This window comes from Corallococcus sp. EGB (assembly GCF_019968905.1).
Classification (GTDB): Bacteria; Myxococcota; Myxococcia; order Myxococcales; family Myxococcaceae; genus Corallococcus.
This window is the reverse complement of the sequence record NZ_CP079946.1, coordinates 489,565-504,756: the sequence shown is the minus strand read 5'-3', so window position 1 is coordinate 504,756 and position 15,192 is coordinate 489,565. Positions and strand designations below refer to the sequence as shown.

The 15,192-nt window shown below is 69.3% G+C and carries 8 protein-coding genes; 2 read left to right on the top strand and 6 right to left on the bottom strand.

The window, feature by feature from the left end:
• Positions 1-25: 25 nt before the first annotated feature.
• The 6 genes from KYK13_RS02185 to KYK13_RS02160 form a co-directional block, all read right to left on the bottom strand.
• Positions 26-1,912 (bottom strand): hypothetical protein, encoded by a 1,887-nt coding sequence (locus KYK13_RS02185; protein WP_223641561.1) that lies wholly within the window; start codon positions 1,910-1,912, stop codon positions 26-28.
• 256 nt (positions 1,913-2,168) lie between these two features.
• The gene (locus tag KYK13_RS02180; protein WP_223641559.1) at positions 2,169-3,137 is read right to left on the bottom strand and encodes an ADYC domain-containing protein; all 969 of its coding nucleotides are present in this window, start codon (positions 3,135-3,137) and stop codon (positions 2,169-2,171) included.
• A 186-nt stretch (positions 3,138-3,323) separates the two neighbouring features.
• Positions 3,324-7,139 carry an SUMF1/EgtB/PvdO family nonheme iron enzyme gene (locus KYK13_RS02175; protein ID WP_223641556.1) on the bottom strand — a complete coding sequence of 1,272 codons (3,816 nt, stop codon included), beginning with the start codon at positions 7,137-7,139 and terminating at the stop codon, positions 3,324-3,326.
• A gap of 119 nt (positions 7,140-7,258) precedes the next feature.
• Positions 7,259-7,726, bottom strand: coding sequence for a response regulator (locus tag KYK13_RS02170; RefSeq protein ID WP_223641553.1), 468 nt, complete (start codon positions 7,724-7,726; stop codon positions 7,259-7,261).
• A 202-nt stretch (positions 7,727-7,928) separates the two neighbouring features.
• A complete protein-coding gene (locus KYK13_RS02165) occupies positions 7,929-9,683 on the bottom strand; it encodes an Ig-like domain-containing protein (RefSeq protein ID WP_223641551.1) in 1,755 nt (584 codons plus the stop codon).
• A gap of 315 nt (positions 9,684-9,998) precedes the next feature.
• Positions 9,999-11,639 carry a carboxypeptidase-like regulatory domain-containing protein gene (locus tag KYK13_RS02160; protein ID WP_223641549.1) on the bottom strand — a complete coding sequence of 547 codons (1,641 nt, stop codon included), beginning with the start codon at positions 11,637-11,639 and terminating at the stop codon, positions 9,999-10,001.
• A 151-nt stretch (positions 11,640-11,790) separates the two neighbouring features.
• Between KYK13_RS02160 and KYK13_RS02155 the strand changes: the two genes are divergently transcribed.
• A complete protein-coding gene (locus tag KYK13_RS02155) occupies positions 11,791-12,234 on the top strand; it encodes an HIT family protein (protein ID WP_223641546.1) in 444 nt (147 codons plus the stop codon).
• A gap of 86 nt (positions 12,235-12,320) precedes the next feature.
• Positions 12,321-15,185 carry a TonB-dependent receptor domain-containing protein gene (locus KYK13_RS02150; RefSeq protein WP_223641543.1) on the top strand — a complete coding sequence of 955 codons (2,865 nt, stop codon included), beginning with the start codon at positions 12,321-12,323 and terminating at the stop codon, positions 15,183-15,185.
• Positions 15,186-15,192: the final 7 nt, after the last annotated feature.

Sequence of the window (15,192 nt, the reverse complement as noted above, 5' to 3'; positions counted from 1 at the left end):
GCTGCCGGGACGATGCGCGACGAAGCTAGTGGACCGCCGCGCTGGAGCTGAGGAACGACAGCGTCAGGCAGCTCTGGTTCGCCACCTGGTCCAGGAACGTCTGGCGCCCGAGCACCTCGTTGAAGGTGCGCGTGGGCGCGCCGTCCGCGCGGTCCGGCACGGTGAGCACGCCGCTCAGGAAGGGCGACAGGCCGCCCGCCTGGTTCACGTGGGTGAAGGGCGTTCCAATCTCATCACCGTGGCAGCCGTCGCAGGTGTTGAGCGAGAAGACATGGCGGGCCTGGCGGTTGGGGATGGTCGCCGCGGGCTGGCTCCAGAACGGAGGGCTGCTGGGGCTGGCGAAGGTCGACGTCACGATGGCGCGGCCGCCCCGGAACGGGCCCGTGCTCCACGAGAGCGGGACGGTGTACGTGGGCGGCACCGCGACGATGGGCGGCACGTTGGCGTTCACGTAGGACGGGAACAGGGTGTTCTTCGTCGCGCGGTCCGGCGTCTGGGCCACGGTGTGGCTGTTGAGCAGCCCCAGCACCGGGCCCGGCGCGGCGAACGACGCCGGGTTGATGGAGCTGTTCCAGAGGCGGAACTCCCTCAGCTCCCAGGGCGACGTCTGCAGCCAGTTCTCGTTGGTGCGCACCTGGTTGATGGAGCTGCGGTTGGGCTTGCGCGGGGACAGGTCGCGCTTCGCGAACTGCTCGGTGAGGTTCTCCAGCGCCGCGTTGTACGTGGCGCTGCCCAGCGTCATCGACGACAGGGCCTGCCACTGCTGCGCGTACGTCTTGATGGACACGCAGTCGTTCTTGTCCACCCCGTACTCCAGGATGACCAGGAAGGGCACCGTGTGGCACGCGGAGCCCGTGCCCTCGGTGGCGGCGAAGATGAAGCGCCCCTCGCCCGCGCGCCCGCTGCCGTACGCAGGGTTGTTGCCCGCCAGGTCCAGCCGGTTGACGATGGCCACCAGCTTGAAGGGCGACTTCGCCAGGTCCAGCGCGCCGCCCACCTTCGGCCACGGGTTGATGAGCTTGGTCACGATGCTGGTGCGCGGCGGGGTGGTGAAGCCGTTGACGGTCTTCGCGGCCTCCCACTGCCGCAGCCACTCGCGCACGAAGGTGGACGGAGCCACGCCGGTGAACGGCTGGTTGGCCATCTCCGTCATCAGGTAGTTGAACGTCCACTTGCCGTTCGGGTTGCCCGCATTGGTGCACGGGTCCCACGTGCGGCCCAGGTCATTCACCACGGACGGCGCACGGATGATGAGCGAGCGCGCCGGATCCACCAGCGTCGCCAGGCCAATGGGGCGGATGGGCACGCGCTGGCCCACCGGGAACTGGGTGGACAGCGCCGCCACCGGGACGGTGCGCACCAGCTCGCGGCCCTCGAACACCGCCGTCGTCAGCGGCTCCTGCGACTGGGACTGCGCCTGCGCGATGCGCTGCTGCTCCGCCTGGAGCGCCACGAAGTCGAAGGTGCCGGTGGCGACGAAGAGCAGGTCCCCCGCCACCTCGTCACCGCCCTGTCCGTCGTCGCGGAAGAGCAGCTGCTGGGTGCCGTCCAGCATCGTCAGCGTCTTGCCGCGGAACTGCTCGTTCTGCTCGCGCTTCGCGTCCAGCTTCAGCTCGAACACGGCCGCCGTGGCGTTGCTGGCCGGGCCCTGCGGGATGGCGAACAGGGACTCCACCACCGGGCGCTCGGGGATCGCGTCCTCCTCCTCGTTCGCCGCCGTGTTCAGCGCCGCCTCCAGGTTGCCGGACGGCTCCACGGCCCGGGCGGCGGACTCCGCCTGGGGCGCGGAAGGCGCTGGGGCTTCGGACGGTTCAGCGGGCTGGCCACAGCCCACCGCCAGCGACGAGGCCAGCAGCGCGAACGGCAGACGCCTCCGGGAATGCATCCACAGCGAAGACAGCACGGGCTTCATGGGTGTGCTCCACTCACGACGGGGGTGACCGCGACGACAGCCTCGCGATGGGGCACCCTCCCTTCACCGTGCGCGGGCTCCCGGCCCCCCCGGGCCCGTCCCCCACCGTGAATGCGGAAAGCGCCCCATCCCCCTCCGGTCCTTGCGACGCGGAGGCGAACGGTGCGCTCTCATAACACGAAACACTGACTTTTATCGACTTCCAGATATTGTAACGTAATCAGTTACAAGTCTGGGATTGCTGTAACCTGTCAGGCTACAGGCCGCCGGCCCCGTAGGGCGACTCGCTGATGAGGCGGGTGCCGGACTCGAAGTGGCTGGTGTCACCACAGTCGGGGATGGGGTTGAGGCCCGAGCACGTCACGGGCGCGTGGGCGCGGGTCTCCGAGGTGAAGCAGCGCGCGCCGGACTCGTTCCACTCGGCCTCCACGCTCCAGGACTCGGTGTCCGCCTGGACGCCCACGCCGTCGTAGAGGTTGACCCACTGGCCGTCCACGGTGTGCGACGCGCCGTCGCCGCAGAAGTCCGCGCGCACCATGCGGGTGCAGGCCTGGTGGTGGCCCGCGAGGCTCTCGCCGTTGGCGGCGGTGGCCCAGGGCTTGTAGCCGAAGTGCATGCACTTCGCGATGGCGGCGCCCTCGCAGGCGAAGGTGAAGGCGGTGGCGTCTTCAATCTTCTCGCCGCCCCCCGCGACCCCCTGGAGGTAGTTCCAGCGGCCGGCCACGGCGATGGCGGAGAGCGCCCCGCCGTTGGCGTCCTGGCACACGGGGCGCCAGCTGCCGTCGGAGCCCTGGTAGGAGACCTGGTAGGACCACAGGTCGCTGTCGGCGCCGCTGCCCTGGGTGATGCTGTCCACGCGCAGCGGCAGGGTGCTTCCGTCGCCCAGCTTGCCGACGAAGCGCGCCCCGACGAAGGCCTCGCCCGACACGGGGGTGGTGCCTTCCGTGCCCTCGAAGGCCGAGCCCTGCAGCCGCACATTGGTCAGCGGCCTGCCGAAGGCGGAGTGCGCGCCCGCGTACGCCACGGACACCAGCATGCCGCCCAGCTCGCTGTTGTTCAGGTTGCGGCCGTTGAGGTTGCGTCCATTGAGGTTGCGCCCATTGGGAGACACGAGCTCCGCCACCTGCGTGCGCAGGGAGGGAGCCTCGGGCTCCGACGATTCCGTGCCACAGCCCACCGCCACGACGGCGAGACACGCCGCGACCACTCGCTGCAACGTCCTCATCTGGATGCCCCTTCCCTGCCCCGACCCCGACCCGCACCGCGTTACCCGGCACAAGGTCTGTCCGGGGGGTGGGAGCGGCAACCGCGACAGGCCCGTCCGGGCACTTGCAGCGTCCAGTGGCTTCCAGTTGGGAGGGCCCCCAGGGCGAGGCCAGCGGTTCCCGGGGGTTTCAGTGTCCGGTGGTGCTCAACCGCCGGTCACGGGCGCGTCCGCGCAGACGCGCAGGCCCACGGTGACGTCGCGCAGTGAGGCCTCGGGCAGCTCGCGGTTGGAGGACCGCGCGCTCGTCACGTTGAAGGTGAAGCTGCCCCCGCGGGCCACGGGCCGGCCGGGCTCCAGCCACGAGCGGGTCCACTCCCACACGTTGCCGGCCATGTCGTCCGCGCCGAAGGGGCTGCGGGACGCGGGGTGGCTGCCCACGACGTCCGGGCCGAAGCCGCCGGGGTCCTTGCCGTAGGTGATGTCCACGTTGGCTTCGTCCGCGCCCAGCCGGTTGCCGTGGGGGTACTCGCGGCCGTCCACGCCGCGCGCGGCGCGCTCCCACTCCAGCTCCGAGCACAGCCGCGCCCCCGGCACCCGGCCGGACGTGGACAGCCACGTCACGTAGGCCTCCGCGTCCGCGAAGCTGATGCCGCTGACGGGGAACTGGCGCCAGTCCTGCTCCGTGCGCTGCGAGCGCCGGGCGTACCGCACGGGCTCGCCCGTCCGCGCCGTGTAGCGCACGCCGCCGGGTTGGAAGCGCAGCCGCCAGCCGGTGCCGTCCGGCTCCAGCGCCAGGCCACCGGCGTAGCCGCCCGTGCCCACGCGGGGCTGGCGCGCGGCGCGCTGCTCCGGGGACAGGGCCGCGAGGAATTGGAGCCAGTCCGCGTACGTCGTCTCGTGGCGGGCGATGAGGAAGCCCTGCACGGGCACCGTGTGCAGCGGGGTGGCGTTGAAGAAGTCGCGCACGCTGGACTCGGCGGCGCTGCCGAAGCGCACGTCCCCCGGAGGCACGTACACGAACCCCGGCGGGAGCGCCCCTGCTCGGACGAGCGGCAGGACGACGTGCCGCGACTCCCCGCGCGTCAGGAGCAGCGGCTGCACCGACTCCTCGTAGCCCGGGGCGCGCACGGTGAGCTGGTAGCCTCCCGGAGGCACGCTGAGGCCGGTCCACGGGAGCGCGCCCGGGGAAGGCAGGGGCTCGCCCACGGCCTCCGGCCCCGTGGCCTCGCGCGACACGGGGCGCAGCTCCGCGGAGGCCCCGGGCGCGTCCACCTGGAGGGTCAGGTGCGCGGGCATGTTCCAGCGGCTCCAGCGCACGCCGTCGGTGTCGTAGAGGCGCAGGCGCTGGAGCAGCGCGGGCAGCACGGGCTCACGCTCGCTTTCGGCCCACAGGGCGCGCTCGTAGAGGAAGTCCGCCAGCGCGTCGCGCACGTCGGTGCGGGTGGGGGCCAGCGCCAGCGCGCGCTCCAGCCGGTCCGCCACGGCGTCGAAGTGGTGGGACAGCTGTCCGGCGTGTCCAGCCACCTTCGCCCAGCTCCGGTCGCCGTCCGCCTTGTGGCCGGTGTCGTAGAGCTGGAAGGCCTCCGCGCGCTCGGCCTGGAGCGCGTCGCGTTCATGGCGCACGGAGTCCAGCTCCAGCCCCGCCGCGGCCAGCTCGCCGCGCACGCGCGCGTCGAGGATGCGGCGGTCGCGCCACTGGAGGCCCGCGTACACGAGCCCCAGCGACGCGAGGAAGCCCAGCGCCAGGCCCACCTTCAGCCGGCGGCTGCGCACCCCGGTGCGGCGCGAGGTGCTGAGGAAGGACTGCTCGCGCTGGGTGAGCTCGGAGGGCTCCAGGAGCGCGGTCTCCGCCAACTGGCGCGGGCCCCAGAGCGACTCGCGCGCGTGGCCCAGGCGCTCCCACTGCGCGGCGGCGGCCTCCAGCCGGGCCTGCACCTCGCGGCGCTCGCCCGCCTCCACCAGCCAGCGCGCCAGCGTGGCCCACCCGGTGAGCAGCGCCTCGTGGGCCAGCTCGTACGCGGTGCCGCCCTCCCCTTCGCGGGCCACGAGCAGGCGCGCGCGCACCAGGGCCTCGAGCGCGGCGCGGTAGCGGGGGTCGTCGCCCACGAGCTCGCGGTCCGTCTTGCGAGCGCGGGTGCCGTCCGCCGTCACCAGGCGCAGCATCACCCCGCGCGCCGCCGAGCGCTGATCCGGCAGCAGCCGCGCCACCGCGGCGTCGGCATGCCGGGCGAGCGCGCCGGACACACCGCCCAGCGAGTCCAGCGCCGCCTGGGTCATCACGCCCCGGGACTCGTCGCGCGCGTCCCACAGCTCCGCGAGCGCGAACTGGAGCAGCGGCAGGCCGCCGTCGGACGCCGCCGTGGAGGCGACGAGCGCGTCCACCACGGCCTCGGACTCGAAGCGCACGCCCTTCACGCGGGCGGGGCCGACGATGGCCTCGCGCGTCTCCTCCGGGGTGAGCGCGCGCAGGAGGTACAGCGCGTGCGGCACCTCCGGGCCCAGGCCGGGCACGGCGGTGAGGCGGGTGAGGAAGTCGCTGCGGCCGGTGGCGAGCAGCCTCAAGCCCCCCGCGGCCTCCGTGAGCGACCCCAGCGCGGCGCCCGCGAGCGCGGCCTCCTCCGGCGGGGACAGCGTGACCAGCTCCTCCAGCTGGTCCATGTAGACGAGCAGCCCGCCCTGCGTGCCCAGCTTCGCGCGCAGCCGGCGGCCGAGCGACGTGGGGTCCTGGCGCAGCGTCTCCGCGAGCGGCGCCTCGTCCACCTCCAGCACCGGCGCGAGCGCCACGGCCAGCGCGGACACGGGCCTGCGCCCGGGCACCAGCCGCACGGTGCGCCAGCGCCGGCCGTCCTCCAGCGCGCCGTCCGCCACGGCGGGGAGGATGCCCGCGAGGCACAGGGACGACTTGCCCACGCCGGAGTCGCCCGTCATCAGCAGGAAGGCCTCCGCCTTGAGCCGCTCCAGCACGGCGCGCTGCTCTCGGCGTCGGCCAAAGAAGAGGGCGCGGTGCTCGGCCTCGAAGGCCTGGAGGCCGCGGTACGGATTGCCTTCCGGAACGGCGGTCGGCGTCTCCTCGCGCGTGAGCGCCTCCAGCGCGTCGAGCAGCTGCGCGGCGGACGCGTGGCGCTGGGCCGGATCTCGCTGGAGGCACTTGTCGATGGCGGCGGCGAAGCCCGGGTCCACCGACGGGGCCACCTCCAGGAGGGGGCGCACGTCGCGGGTGCGCACAGCCTCGGACAGCTCGCGCCAGGGCACGTCGCGGAAGGGGCCCCTGCCCGCGCACAGCTCGTAGAGCACGACGCCCAGCGAGTACACGTCGCTGCGGGCGGTGAGCTCCTCGCCGGCCCAGGCCTCCGGGGACATGTAGTAGGGCGTGCCCACCAGCGCGCCGCGCGGCAGCGAGGGCAGGAAGACGCCATCCAGCGAGCGCGCCCCCAGGGCGGGGCTGGACTCGGGGTCCCAGTCCGAGGGCAGCTCCGGCGGCGGCAGCGGCGCGCGCGCCGGAGCGGGCTCGCCGGCCTCGGCGCGGTCGAGCAGCTTGGCCAGACCGAAGTCGAGCAGCTTCACCTCGCCGCTCTCCGTGAGGACGGCGTTGCCCGGCTTGATGTCGCGGTGGAGCACGCCCCGGCGGTGCGCGGCGCCCAGCCCCCGGGCCAGGTCCCGCCCGATGCCCAGCGCGCGCTCCCAGGGCACCGGCCGGGCCAGCCGATCCAGGCTGACGCCCCGGATGAACTCCGAGATGAGGTACGGCTGCTCCTCCAGCTGTCCCACCCGGTACAAGGTGACGACGTTGGGGTGCTGGATGCGGGCCGCGGCGCGGGCCTCCACCAGGAAGCGCGCCAGCGCGTTGGAGCCCAGCGCCGGGATGAACTTCACCGCGACCGGGCGCTCCAGGAGCGTGTCGTGCGCCAGGTACACCCGGCCCGTACGCCCCCGTCCGAGCGGCCGCACGATGCGGTACTCATCGAACTCCTCGGGAGGAGTCCACGCGTCGGGTGGAGGGGACGAGGCGGGAGAGCCCACCAGGATTGCCTACGTTTCCCGCGTCCAGGGGTCAACCCGGGGGCCCGCGGGAGCCCCACCCGGCGCAGGGTGCCGCACCCGAGTGTCCACCCCTGGACACTGCCGGGCCACAGCCTGGGTTACTCCTGACCCGAGCGCGGCTTCGCCTTGCTGGGTTTGAGCATGTTGCGGATCTTGTTCTCCAGGTCCTGGGGCAGGCAGGGCTTGGCGACGAACTCGTCGGCGCCCACGGACAGGGCGTGCTCGGCGTTGCCGGCGAGCACGTGGCCGGTGAGGGCCATCACGGGGATGTCGCGGGTGCGGGTGTCCTGCTTGATGCGCCGCGTCGCCTCCCAGCCATCCATGACGGGGAGGGACAGGTCCATGAGGATGATGTCCGGCTCACCCTCCTGGGCCTTCTCCACGGCCTCCAGGCCGTTCTTGGCGGTGTCCACCTCAAACCCGCAGAATTCCAGGTATTCGGCGTACATCTCGCGGGCGTCGTCGAAGTCGTCGACGACGAGGACGCGCTGCTTGGAGTTCACGGGAGCGGGCCCACCGCTCGCGGTTGGCTCACCCTCTGGAGATGTCAGGACCGCGTTCTTCATGGAGCAGAGGCCTCGCATGCACGGGAGGGGCGGAGTGAATCTAAGCACGTCCAGCAAAAAGCGCCCGTTCTCGCCAGATTTCCCTGGACGGCTTCCAGGGTAGGTCCTGTGTCCGCTGTGCGACAGGGGCACAGCGGACGACAGTGTAGGTGCGCGGAGGGACTGGGGGTGGGGGCTACATCCGCCCCCAGGTGTGCCGGTTTCAGTCGTTGGGGCGGAAGACGTGAATGGCCGAAAAAACATGGGATTCGGCAGGATAAAACTGCTCCGTCCACGCAACGATAGGCACATCGTCAGCCGTCAACGCGAAGGACGGGCGTCCGTGGATGAACTTGCCTGGGAGCGCAGTGAGGACACCTCCTATGGCTTCCCAGCGGCTTCCATTCCATCGCCACGCCTGACCTACACGAGAAAGCGGATCAGAATCCGATAGCAACTCGCTGATGAACACCACTGGCCGACCTTGTGAGTCCAAGGCGATGGACTCGACAGGTATCTCATCATTACCGCCCGGGATGCTCTCAAGGGGCTCTCCCAAGGACAACCAACCACCACCAACATATTTCTTGACCATCGTTCGCCAGACGCCACCCACAAGGGTCCTCACCCCCACAAGCACATCACCGCTGGCATCAATGGCATGAACCCACACAACATCTTTGGTGTTTGGCGAAATATCTTCCCATGCGCCCCCTGACCACCGCCAAACCCGCCCCACATACGCACTCGATTGCCACTCACTATATACAACAACAGGCTTCCCCATCGCATCCAACTCGAAGGACGTATAGTCATAGCTAAATAGCCGCCGCTCCTTCTGCAGAGGGAGTGGCGCTATTCGTGACTCCCATCCTGTCCCGTTCCATTGGCGGAAAACCATTTGATACTGAGTCGAACTATCTTCAATCCAGGCGACGACCGGAGCCTGCCCTATCGTTGCATTGACTTGCAGCCAGTTCATGCGCCCCTGATTCAAGGTTGGAACCAAGAAGCTTCCCATGGACTCCCAAGTCAGGCCGGTCCATCGCCGGACATAAAGACGATTGGAATTATCCAACTCTGTTTCAATCCAGGCAACGAGAGGACGTCCTTCGGAGTCTATATCCAAGACGCTTGTCCATGCCACACCACTCGGATCACCATTCAAGGGGCCGCCAAGGGAATCCCAATGTTCGCCCGTCCAACCTCTCACATGAACCAAGCCATGCTGCATCCATGCCACAATCGGCCGAGAATCCCTTCCAACACGAATGGATGATGCAAAAACGCCACTGTTTTCGAATTTCCCATAAAATAGGGGCTCCCCCAGAAGCAAGTAGGACGGGACGTGCCAACTCCACTTCTGAGACAAGGAGTCCAGGGGGTTCCCAGCCAAATCCGTCACCGCAGGATCAATAACGACAGAGAACAACTTTCCCACGGGCAATGGTGTGCCAGGTACGAGTGTCAGCACCTTTCCGTCTTCGGAGAGCACGATGTCAGCAGCCAAATCCCCTGAATCCATTTGCAAGTGAATGGACTGCCCACTGACAGACTCCCTCCTGAGCGGCTCCGAGAAGGTTGCCTGAATCGCTGCGTCTACCAGTACCTGGAACGCCCCGCTCAGGGGCGTCTGATCAATTATCTTGGGACGAGTCCGGTCGACGTTGATGCTTCGCTCCGAACTCACAAAGGTATGCGTTCCCAAAATCGCTCGCACAGTGAACGCATGGGGTCCCTCTGAAAGCGTCCAGGTTTCGAACTGGAGTTCAGAAGATGCCGACAGCGGAGCAACAACAACTCCGTCCACGAGCAACTCCAAACGCTCTGGCTTGGAGCCAGCAACATCTACCCTGATCAAAACGTGGCTATTGGTATAGGAGTTCGTCTCTGGCGACACCCAGTCAATGCGGACAGATGTTTCTGTTTCGCTTCCACCATCGGTAAGTCTTGGAGATTCCAGTGTGGGAATTTCCAAGCAGGCAGTTGCCTGTAGTAGGGCAACCAGCACAAGAAGATGTCGGCAAAAACGCATGACTCACCGCTATAGGTCCAGGGGTTATCCAAGCTTCAGGCAGGCCGCCCTTTGCTTGGGCCGTGCCATACGACATCCTGGGCATCACTCTCTGGAAGTCATGCCCCTTATGGGGCGAACAAGTCCATGGCGGGATGACCGTCCATGAAGTGGGACGGCTCACTCAATTGCCAGAGGACCGAGCCGAGAACAAAAATGCCCCTGTGAAGCCAGGGCTTCACAGGGGCATTGGCTGCTCAGCGTTACTAGGTCATGCGCCTACGGGATGTTTGGGTTCTTCTGCTGCATGACCATCCCAGTGCCGCTTACATCCTCATTGATGGCCTGGCCCCAGATGGTTTCGTAGGCATCGACATATCCCTGCTGAATCAGCCTGCTGAACTCGACCTTGAGCTTCAGGCTGCCGATCTGGGTCTGACTGAACGGAGTCGAACCTACATAGGTGAAGGAATAGCGCGTGGTGTAGGTCGAGGGGGTGATGCCGAAGACAGGCCTCTCGCCAGGGGTACTGGTCACGTAGGGGGCAGTGGGTTCGGCCGAGAAGAGGGGGAACCCCTGCGCATTTCCGACCTCACCCTGGACGTTGCCGACGGCCCCGTTGCCATCAAGGTCTTCATTGAAGAAGACCTGCGCCGTCGTACCAAGCAAGGCCTTGATGGGGGCCGAGAACGTTACATAGACGGTCTCGCCGCTGTTGAGCTGGCTGGAGGCCGGCGCAATCGAGGAGGTTTCCTGATAACGGATGTCCGTAATGGACAGCGCCCTCGGGCTGCCCTGGTCACCGCCAAAGAAGAAGCCCGTCTGGCTGTAGTTGCTCCCGCCTTCTGCAGCAGATGCCCGGATAAAGATGTTGTACTCCTTGCCCTCCTGCACGACGCCGCTGGCCGGGGTGATGGTCACCGAGTAGCCACCGACATTCACGGAGGCCGTCACCGGCAGGCCCTCCTTCGCGTACTCGTCCGTCAGGCGCACGACCAGCGAACCCGGCTGCACCGGCTGGTTGAAGTACACGTAGACGGACTCGCCCGGACGCACCATGTTCCGGAGCGGCTCGAAATCCCCCTTCAGGCTGGCCACGTTGCCACCTTCAATGGCCAGGTTCCCCGCGCTCGACGGCTTCGAGTACGCCAGCTGCGCGAGCGCCGTGACCTGGGTCCCCACGATGGCGGCCCCCGAGTAGCTCTTCGCGTAGCCGCCCGTGTCCACCACGCCGTCGCCGTTGGAGTCCATCGGCGCGATCCACAGGTTGTACGAGCCGTTCAGCCGCGCCAGCTCGACGCCGGAGGGCACGCCCGTGAAGGTCATCACGCCGTTGGAGTCCGCCGTGGCCTCCACGTAGACCTTGCTCACCACGGAGGCGGCCCGGTCGGCGTTGCCCAGGATGACCGAGCCCGCCTTGTCCACCTCGAGCACGCCCTTCGCGCCCACCGCCGGACGGCCCTGCGGCGTCACCACGTTGACGCTCAGCGAGCTGTTCAGCTGCGTCAGCGTCACCGGACCGAAGCTCGCGTTGCCGTTGTTGATGGGGACCGTGCCCGCGGACGACGGCACCGTGGAGGTCGCGCGCAGCGTCGAGTAGCCGCTCTTGCTGAAGGTCAGCAGCACCTCCGCACCCGCCGGCACGTCCTTCATCACGAAGTTGCCGCTCGCATCCGTCGTCGCGGACTTGCCCGTCGGCTGGCTGCCAATCGTCATCGCCACCGTGACGTCCGCCAGCGGCTGCAGCGTCGTGGTCAGCACCTGCCCGGACACCGTACCCTTCGGCGTGGAAGGCACCACCACCGAGACGTTGTTCGGATCCCGGATGCCGTCCGCCACACCGTCGTTGTCCGCGTCAGTCGGGTCACCGCACCCCCAGGCCAGCAGCGGCAACACGGCCATCAGCACATGCTTCTTCATCGTCCCCACCTTGAATGTATGACGGAAATTTCACGCCCCAGCTGCACCCAAAGGGCGGAAATCGGACACTCCCTGACCCGAGCCCACGCCGTCAAGGTGGGGTGGATTCTACCCAAGGGCGTCCAAGCGCCCTGAATCAGGATGACTCGCCATGTCAGACGTCAACGACCCCTGCCTGGGCTGCGCCATCGTTCGCGGGGAGGTCCACCCACCGGGTGGCGTGCTCGCGAGGGCCCCCGGACTCGTCCTCCACGGGGTGGCCTCCCCCAGTCCCGTGCCCGGCTGGGTGGTGCTCACCAGCGCTCAGCACGTGCGCGGCTGGTATGACCTGGACGCAACGGCCGCGCGGGAGCTGGGGCCGTTCGCCGCGCGGGTGATGCGCGCCCAGCGCGAGGTGCTCGGCGCCGAGCACGTCTACGCCTTCGCCATTGGCGACGTGCTGCGCCACTTCCACCTGCACCTCGTCCCCCGCTTCGCGGACACCCCCGCCCACCTCCGGGGTCGGGGCGCCTTCGACGCGGCCCCGGCGGAGCACCTCCCGCCGGAAACGCTGGAAGCCGCGGCCCGGCGGCTGGCGGCGGCGCTCGTCGGCTGACCCACGCCGGGTGTGCGGGGGGCCTCCATGCGGTGGCCAGTGTCATGGACCTGACACCGCATCGGGGGAAGAATGCAGGCGTCCTCATGCGTGCATCCCCCCTCGGTCCCTGGTTGCTGTCCGTCTGGCTCCTCACCGCCGGTCCCGCGCTCGCGGACAACACGGCGGACGAGGCGGACATCGCCTTCGAGCTGGGCAACGACGCGTACTCGCACGGCAACTACACCGAGGCGCTGCGCTCGTACTTCACCAGCTACCGGCTGGTCCCCAACCGCAACGTCCTCTTCAACATCGCGCGCTGCTTCGAGGCCCTGGGCAAGTTCAACGAGGCGTACCGCTATTACAACGACCTGCTCGGCGAAGACCTGCCCGCCGAGGACGCCTCCGAGGTCACCCGCTCCCTGGAGCGGCTGCGCCCCAAGGTCGCCCTGGTGCGCGTCACCACCAACCCCCGAGGCGCGGACGTCTTCGTCGACCGCGCGGACCTGGGCAGCCGGGGCCGCTCGCCACAGACGCTCGCGCTGTCTCCGGGCCGCCACAAGGTCCTGGTCCAGAAGTCCGGCTACCGCCCCACCGAGGCCACCGTCACCCTCGTCCGGGGCAAGGAGGTGCCGGTGGACCTGGACCTCGGCCTCATCACCGGCGTGGTGGACATCACCGGCTCGCCCGAGGGCGCGGAGGTGCGTGACACCCCCACCGGCCCCGTCCTGGGCCGCATCCCCACGAAGCTGCGCATGTCCCCGGGCCAGCGCGTGCTGCACGTGCGCGCCCCCGGACATGCGCCCGGCCAGTACGTCATCGACGTGCCCGCCGAAGGCACGCTACCGCTCGCCGTCACGCTGAACGCCCAGGCGGCGCCCAGCGGGCGCGTCGTCGTCACCTCCAACCACGACGGCGCCACCGTGCGCGTGGACGGCCGGCCCGCGGGCTTCACCCCCACCGTGGTCACCCTCCCGCAGGGGGAGCACGTGCTGGAGGTGGAGAGCCGCGACGTGCGCCCCGTGCGCCAGAAGGTCACTGTCATCCCCGACCAGGAGGTGAAGGTCCACGCCACCCTGCGCTACGAGCCGCCCCCCGTGCGCGCCGCGTCCAAGCGCCTGTTGTCCGTGGACGAGGCCCCCGCCTCCACCACCGTGCTCACGCCGGAGGAGCTGCGCGCGTTCGGCTGGCGCACCCTGGCGGAGGCGCTGGCGGGCGTGCGCGGCTTCTTCCTCACCGACGACCGGACGTACACGTACGTGGGCGTGCGCGGCTTCGCCCCGCCGGGTGACCTCAACACGCGCATCCTCATCCTCTGGGACGGCCATGCCATCAACGATGTCTGGGCCGGCCAGGGCTACGCGGCGCACGACCTCAGCGTGGACCTGGAGGAGGTGGAGCGCATCGAGGTCGTCCGCGGCCCGGGCAGCGCGCTGTACGGCACGGGCGCGTTCTTCGGCGTCATCAACGTGGTGCCCCGCGACACGCTGGGCCTGGACCGGCGGCTGGAGGTCACCGGCGCCGTGGGCGCGCTGGGCTCCACGCTCGTGCACGCCACCACGTCCTGGGAGGACCCCCAGCGCTCCATCCTCTTCAGCCTGGCGGGCATGAAGTCCCACGGCGCGGACACCACCCGCCTGGGCGACCCGGGCCCCATCGTCACGGGCCTGGACGGCGAGAAGGCCGGCACCGGATCCCTGCGCGCGCGCGTGGGCAACCTGTCGCTGGTGGCCCAGCTGCATGGGCGCAGCAAGGACGTGCCCACCGCACCCTACGGCACCGTGGTGGGCGCGCAGGGCACGCGCGTGCAGGACGTGCGCGGCTTCGCCGAGGCCCGGTACGAGCGCACACTCTCCGAGCGCTTCACCCTGTCCCTGCGCGGCGCGGTGGACATGCTCCGCTACAAGGGCAACTGGAACTATGGCGGCGACACCTCGGAGACGAACACCGACTCCGGCGACGCGGACTGGCTCACCGCCGAGGGGCGCCTGCTCGCGGCCCTGACCGAAGCCAACCGCCTCACCGTGGGCGTGGAGGGTCAGCACCAACTGCGCGTGGACCAGAAGAGCGTGAGCCCCGCGGTGGACAAGCCGCTGGAGACGCGCACGCGCTCCATCGTGTCCGTATACGCGCTGGACGAGTGGCGCCTGCACCCGCGCCTGAGCCTGTCGCTGGGCTTGCGCGTGGACAAGTACTCCGACCTGGACTCGCTGCTGCTCGCGCCCCGGTTCGCGGTCATCGGCCGGCCCTATGAGCAGGGCCTCACCAAGCTCGTCATCGGCCGAGCGTTCCGCGCGCCCAACGTCTACCAGCTGTTCTATCAGGACAACTTCCTCACCCAGCGCCCCGCGGAGCATCTGGAGCCGGAGACCATCACCACCTTCGAGGTGGAGCACTCGCACGACCTGACCAACGAGCTGCGGCTGACGGTCGCCGGCTACCACAACCGCATCTCGCGGCTCGTCACGCTCACCACCGAGTCCGCGGCCACGCCCGCGTGCGGCACCCCGAGCGCGCCCACCCAGTGCCTGGTGTACGCGAACAACTCCGGCGAGGCGCTCGCGTGGGGCGCGGAGGCCGGGCTGCACTGGCAGCCGGGCCGCTGGCTGCTGGTGGACCTGAGCTACTCCTATGTGACGCTGCGCAACGCCTCGCAGGAAGTGGTGGAGGCCGCGCCCGCGCACCTGGCCTCCGGGCGGCTCCTGCTGCCCGTGGGCAACGGCGACATGCGCATCGCCACGCAGGCCACCTACCAGAGCGCTCGCGTGCCCGGCGTCGCGGGCGCGGCCAGCGGCGAAGCGCTCCTGGTGGGCTTCGGCGTGTCCGGCGACTACGGCCGGCTGCGCTACTTCGCGGGCGTGAACAACCTGCTCGACACGCGCTATGCCTTCCTCGTGAGCGATGACGTGTCCGCCGGCCCCGTGCCCCAGTACGGCCGCACCTTCAACCTCCAGCTCACCGGCAGCTTCTGAGAGACTC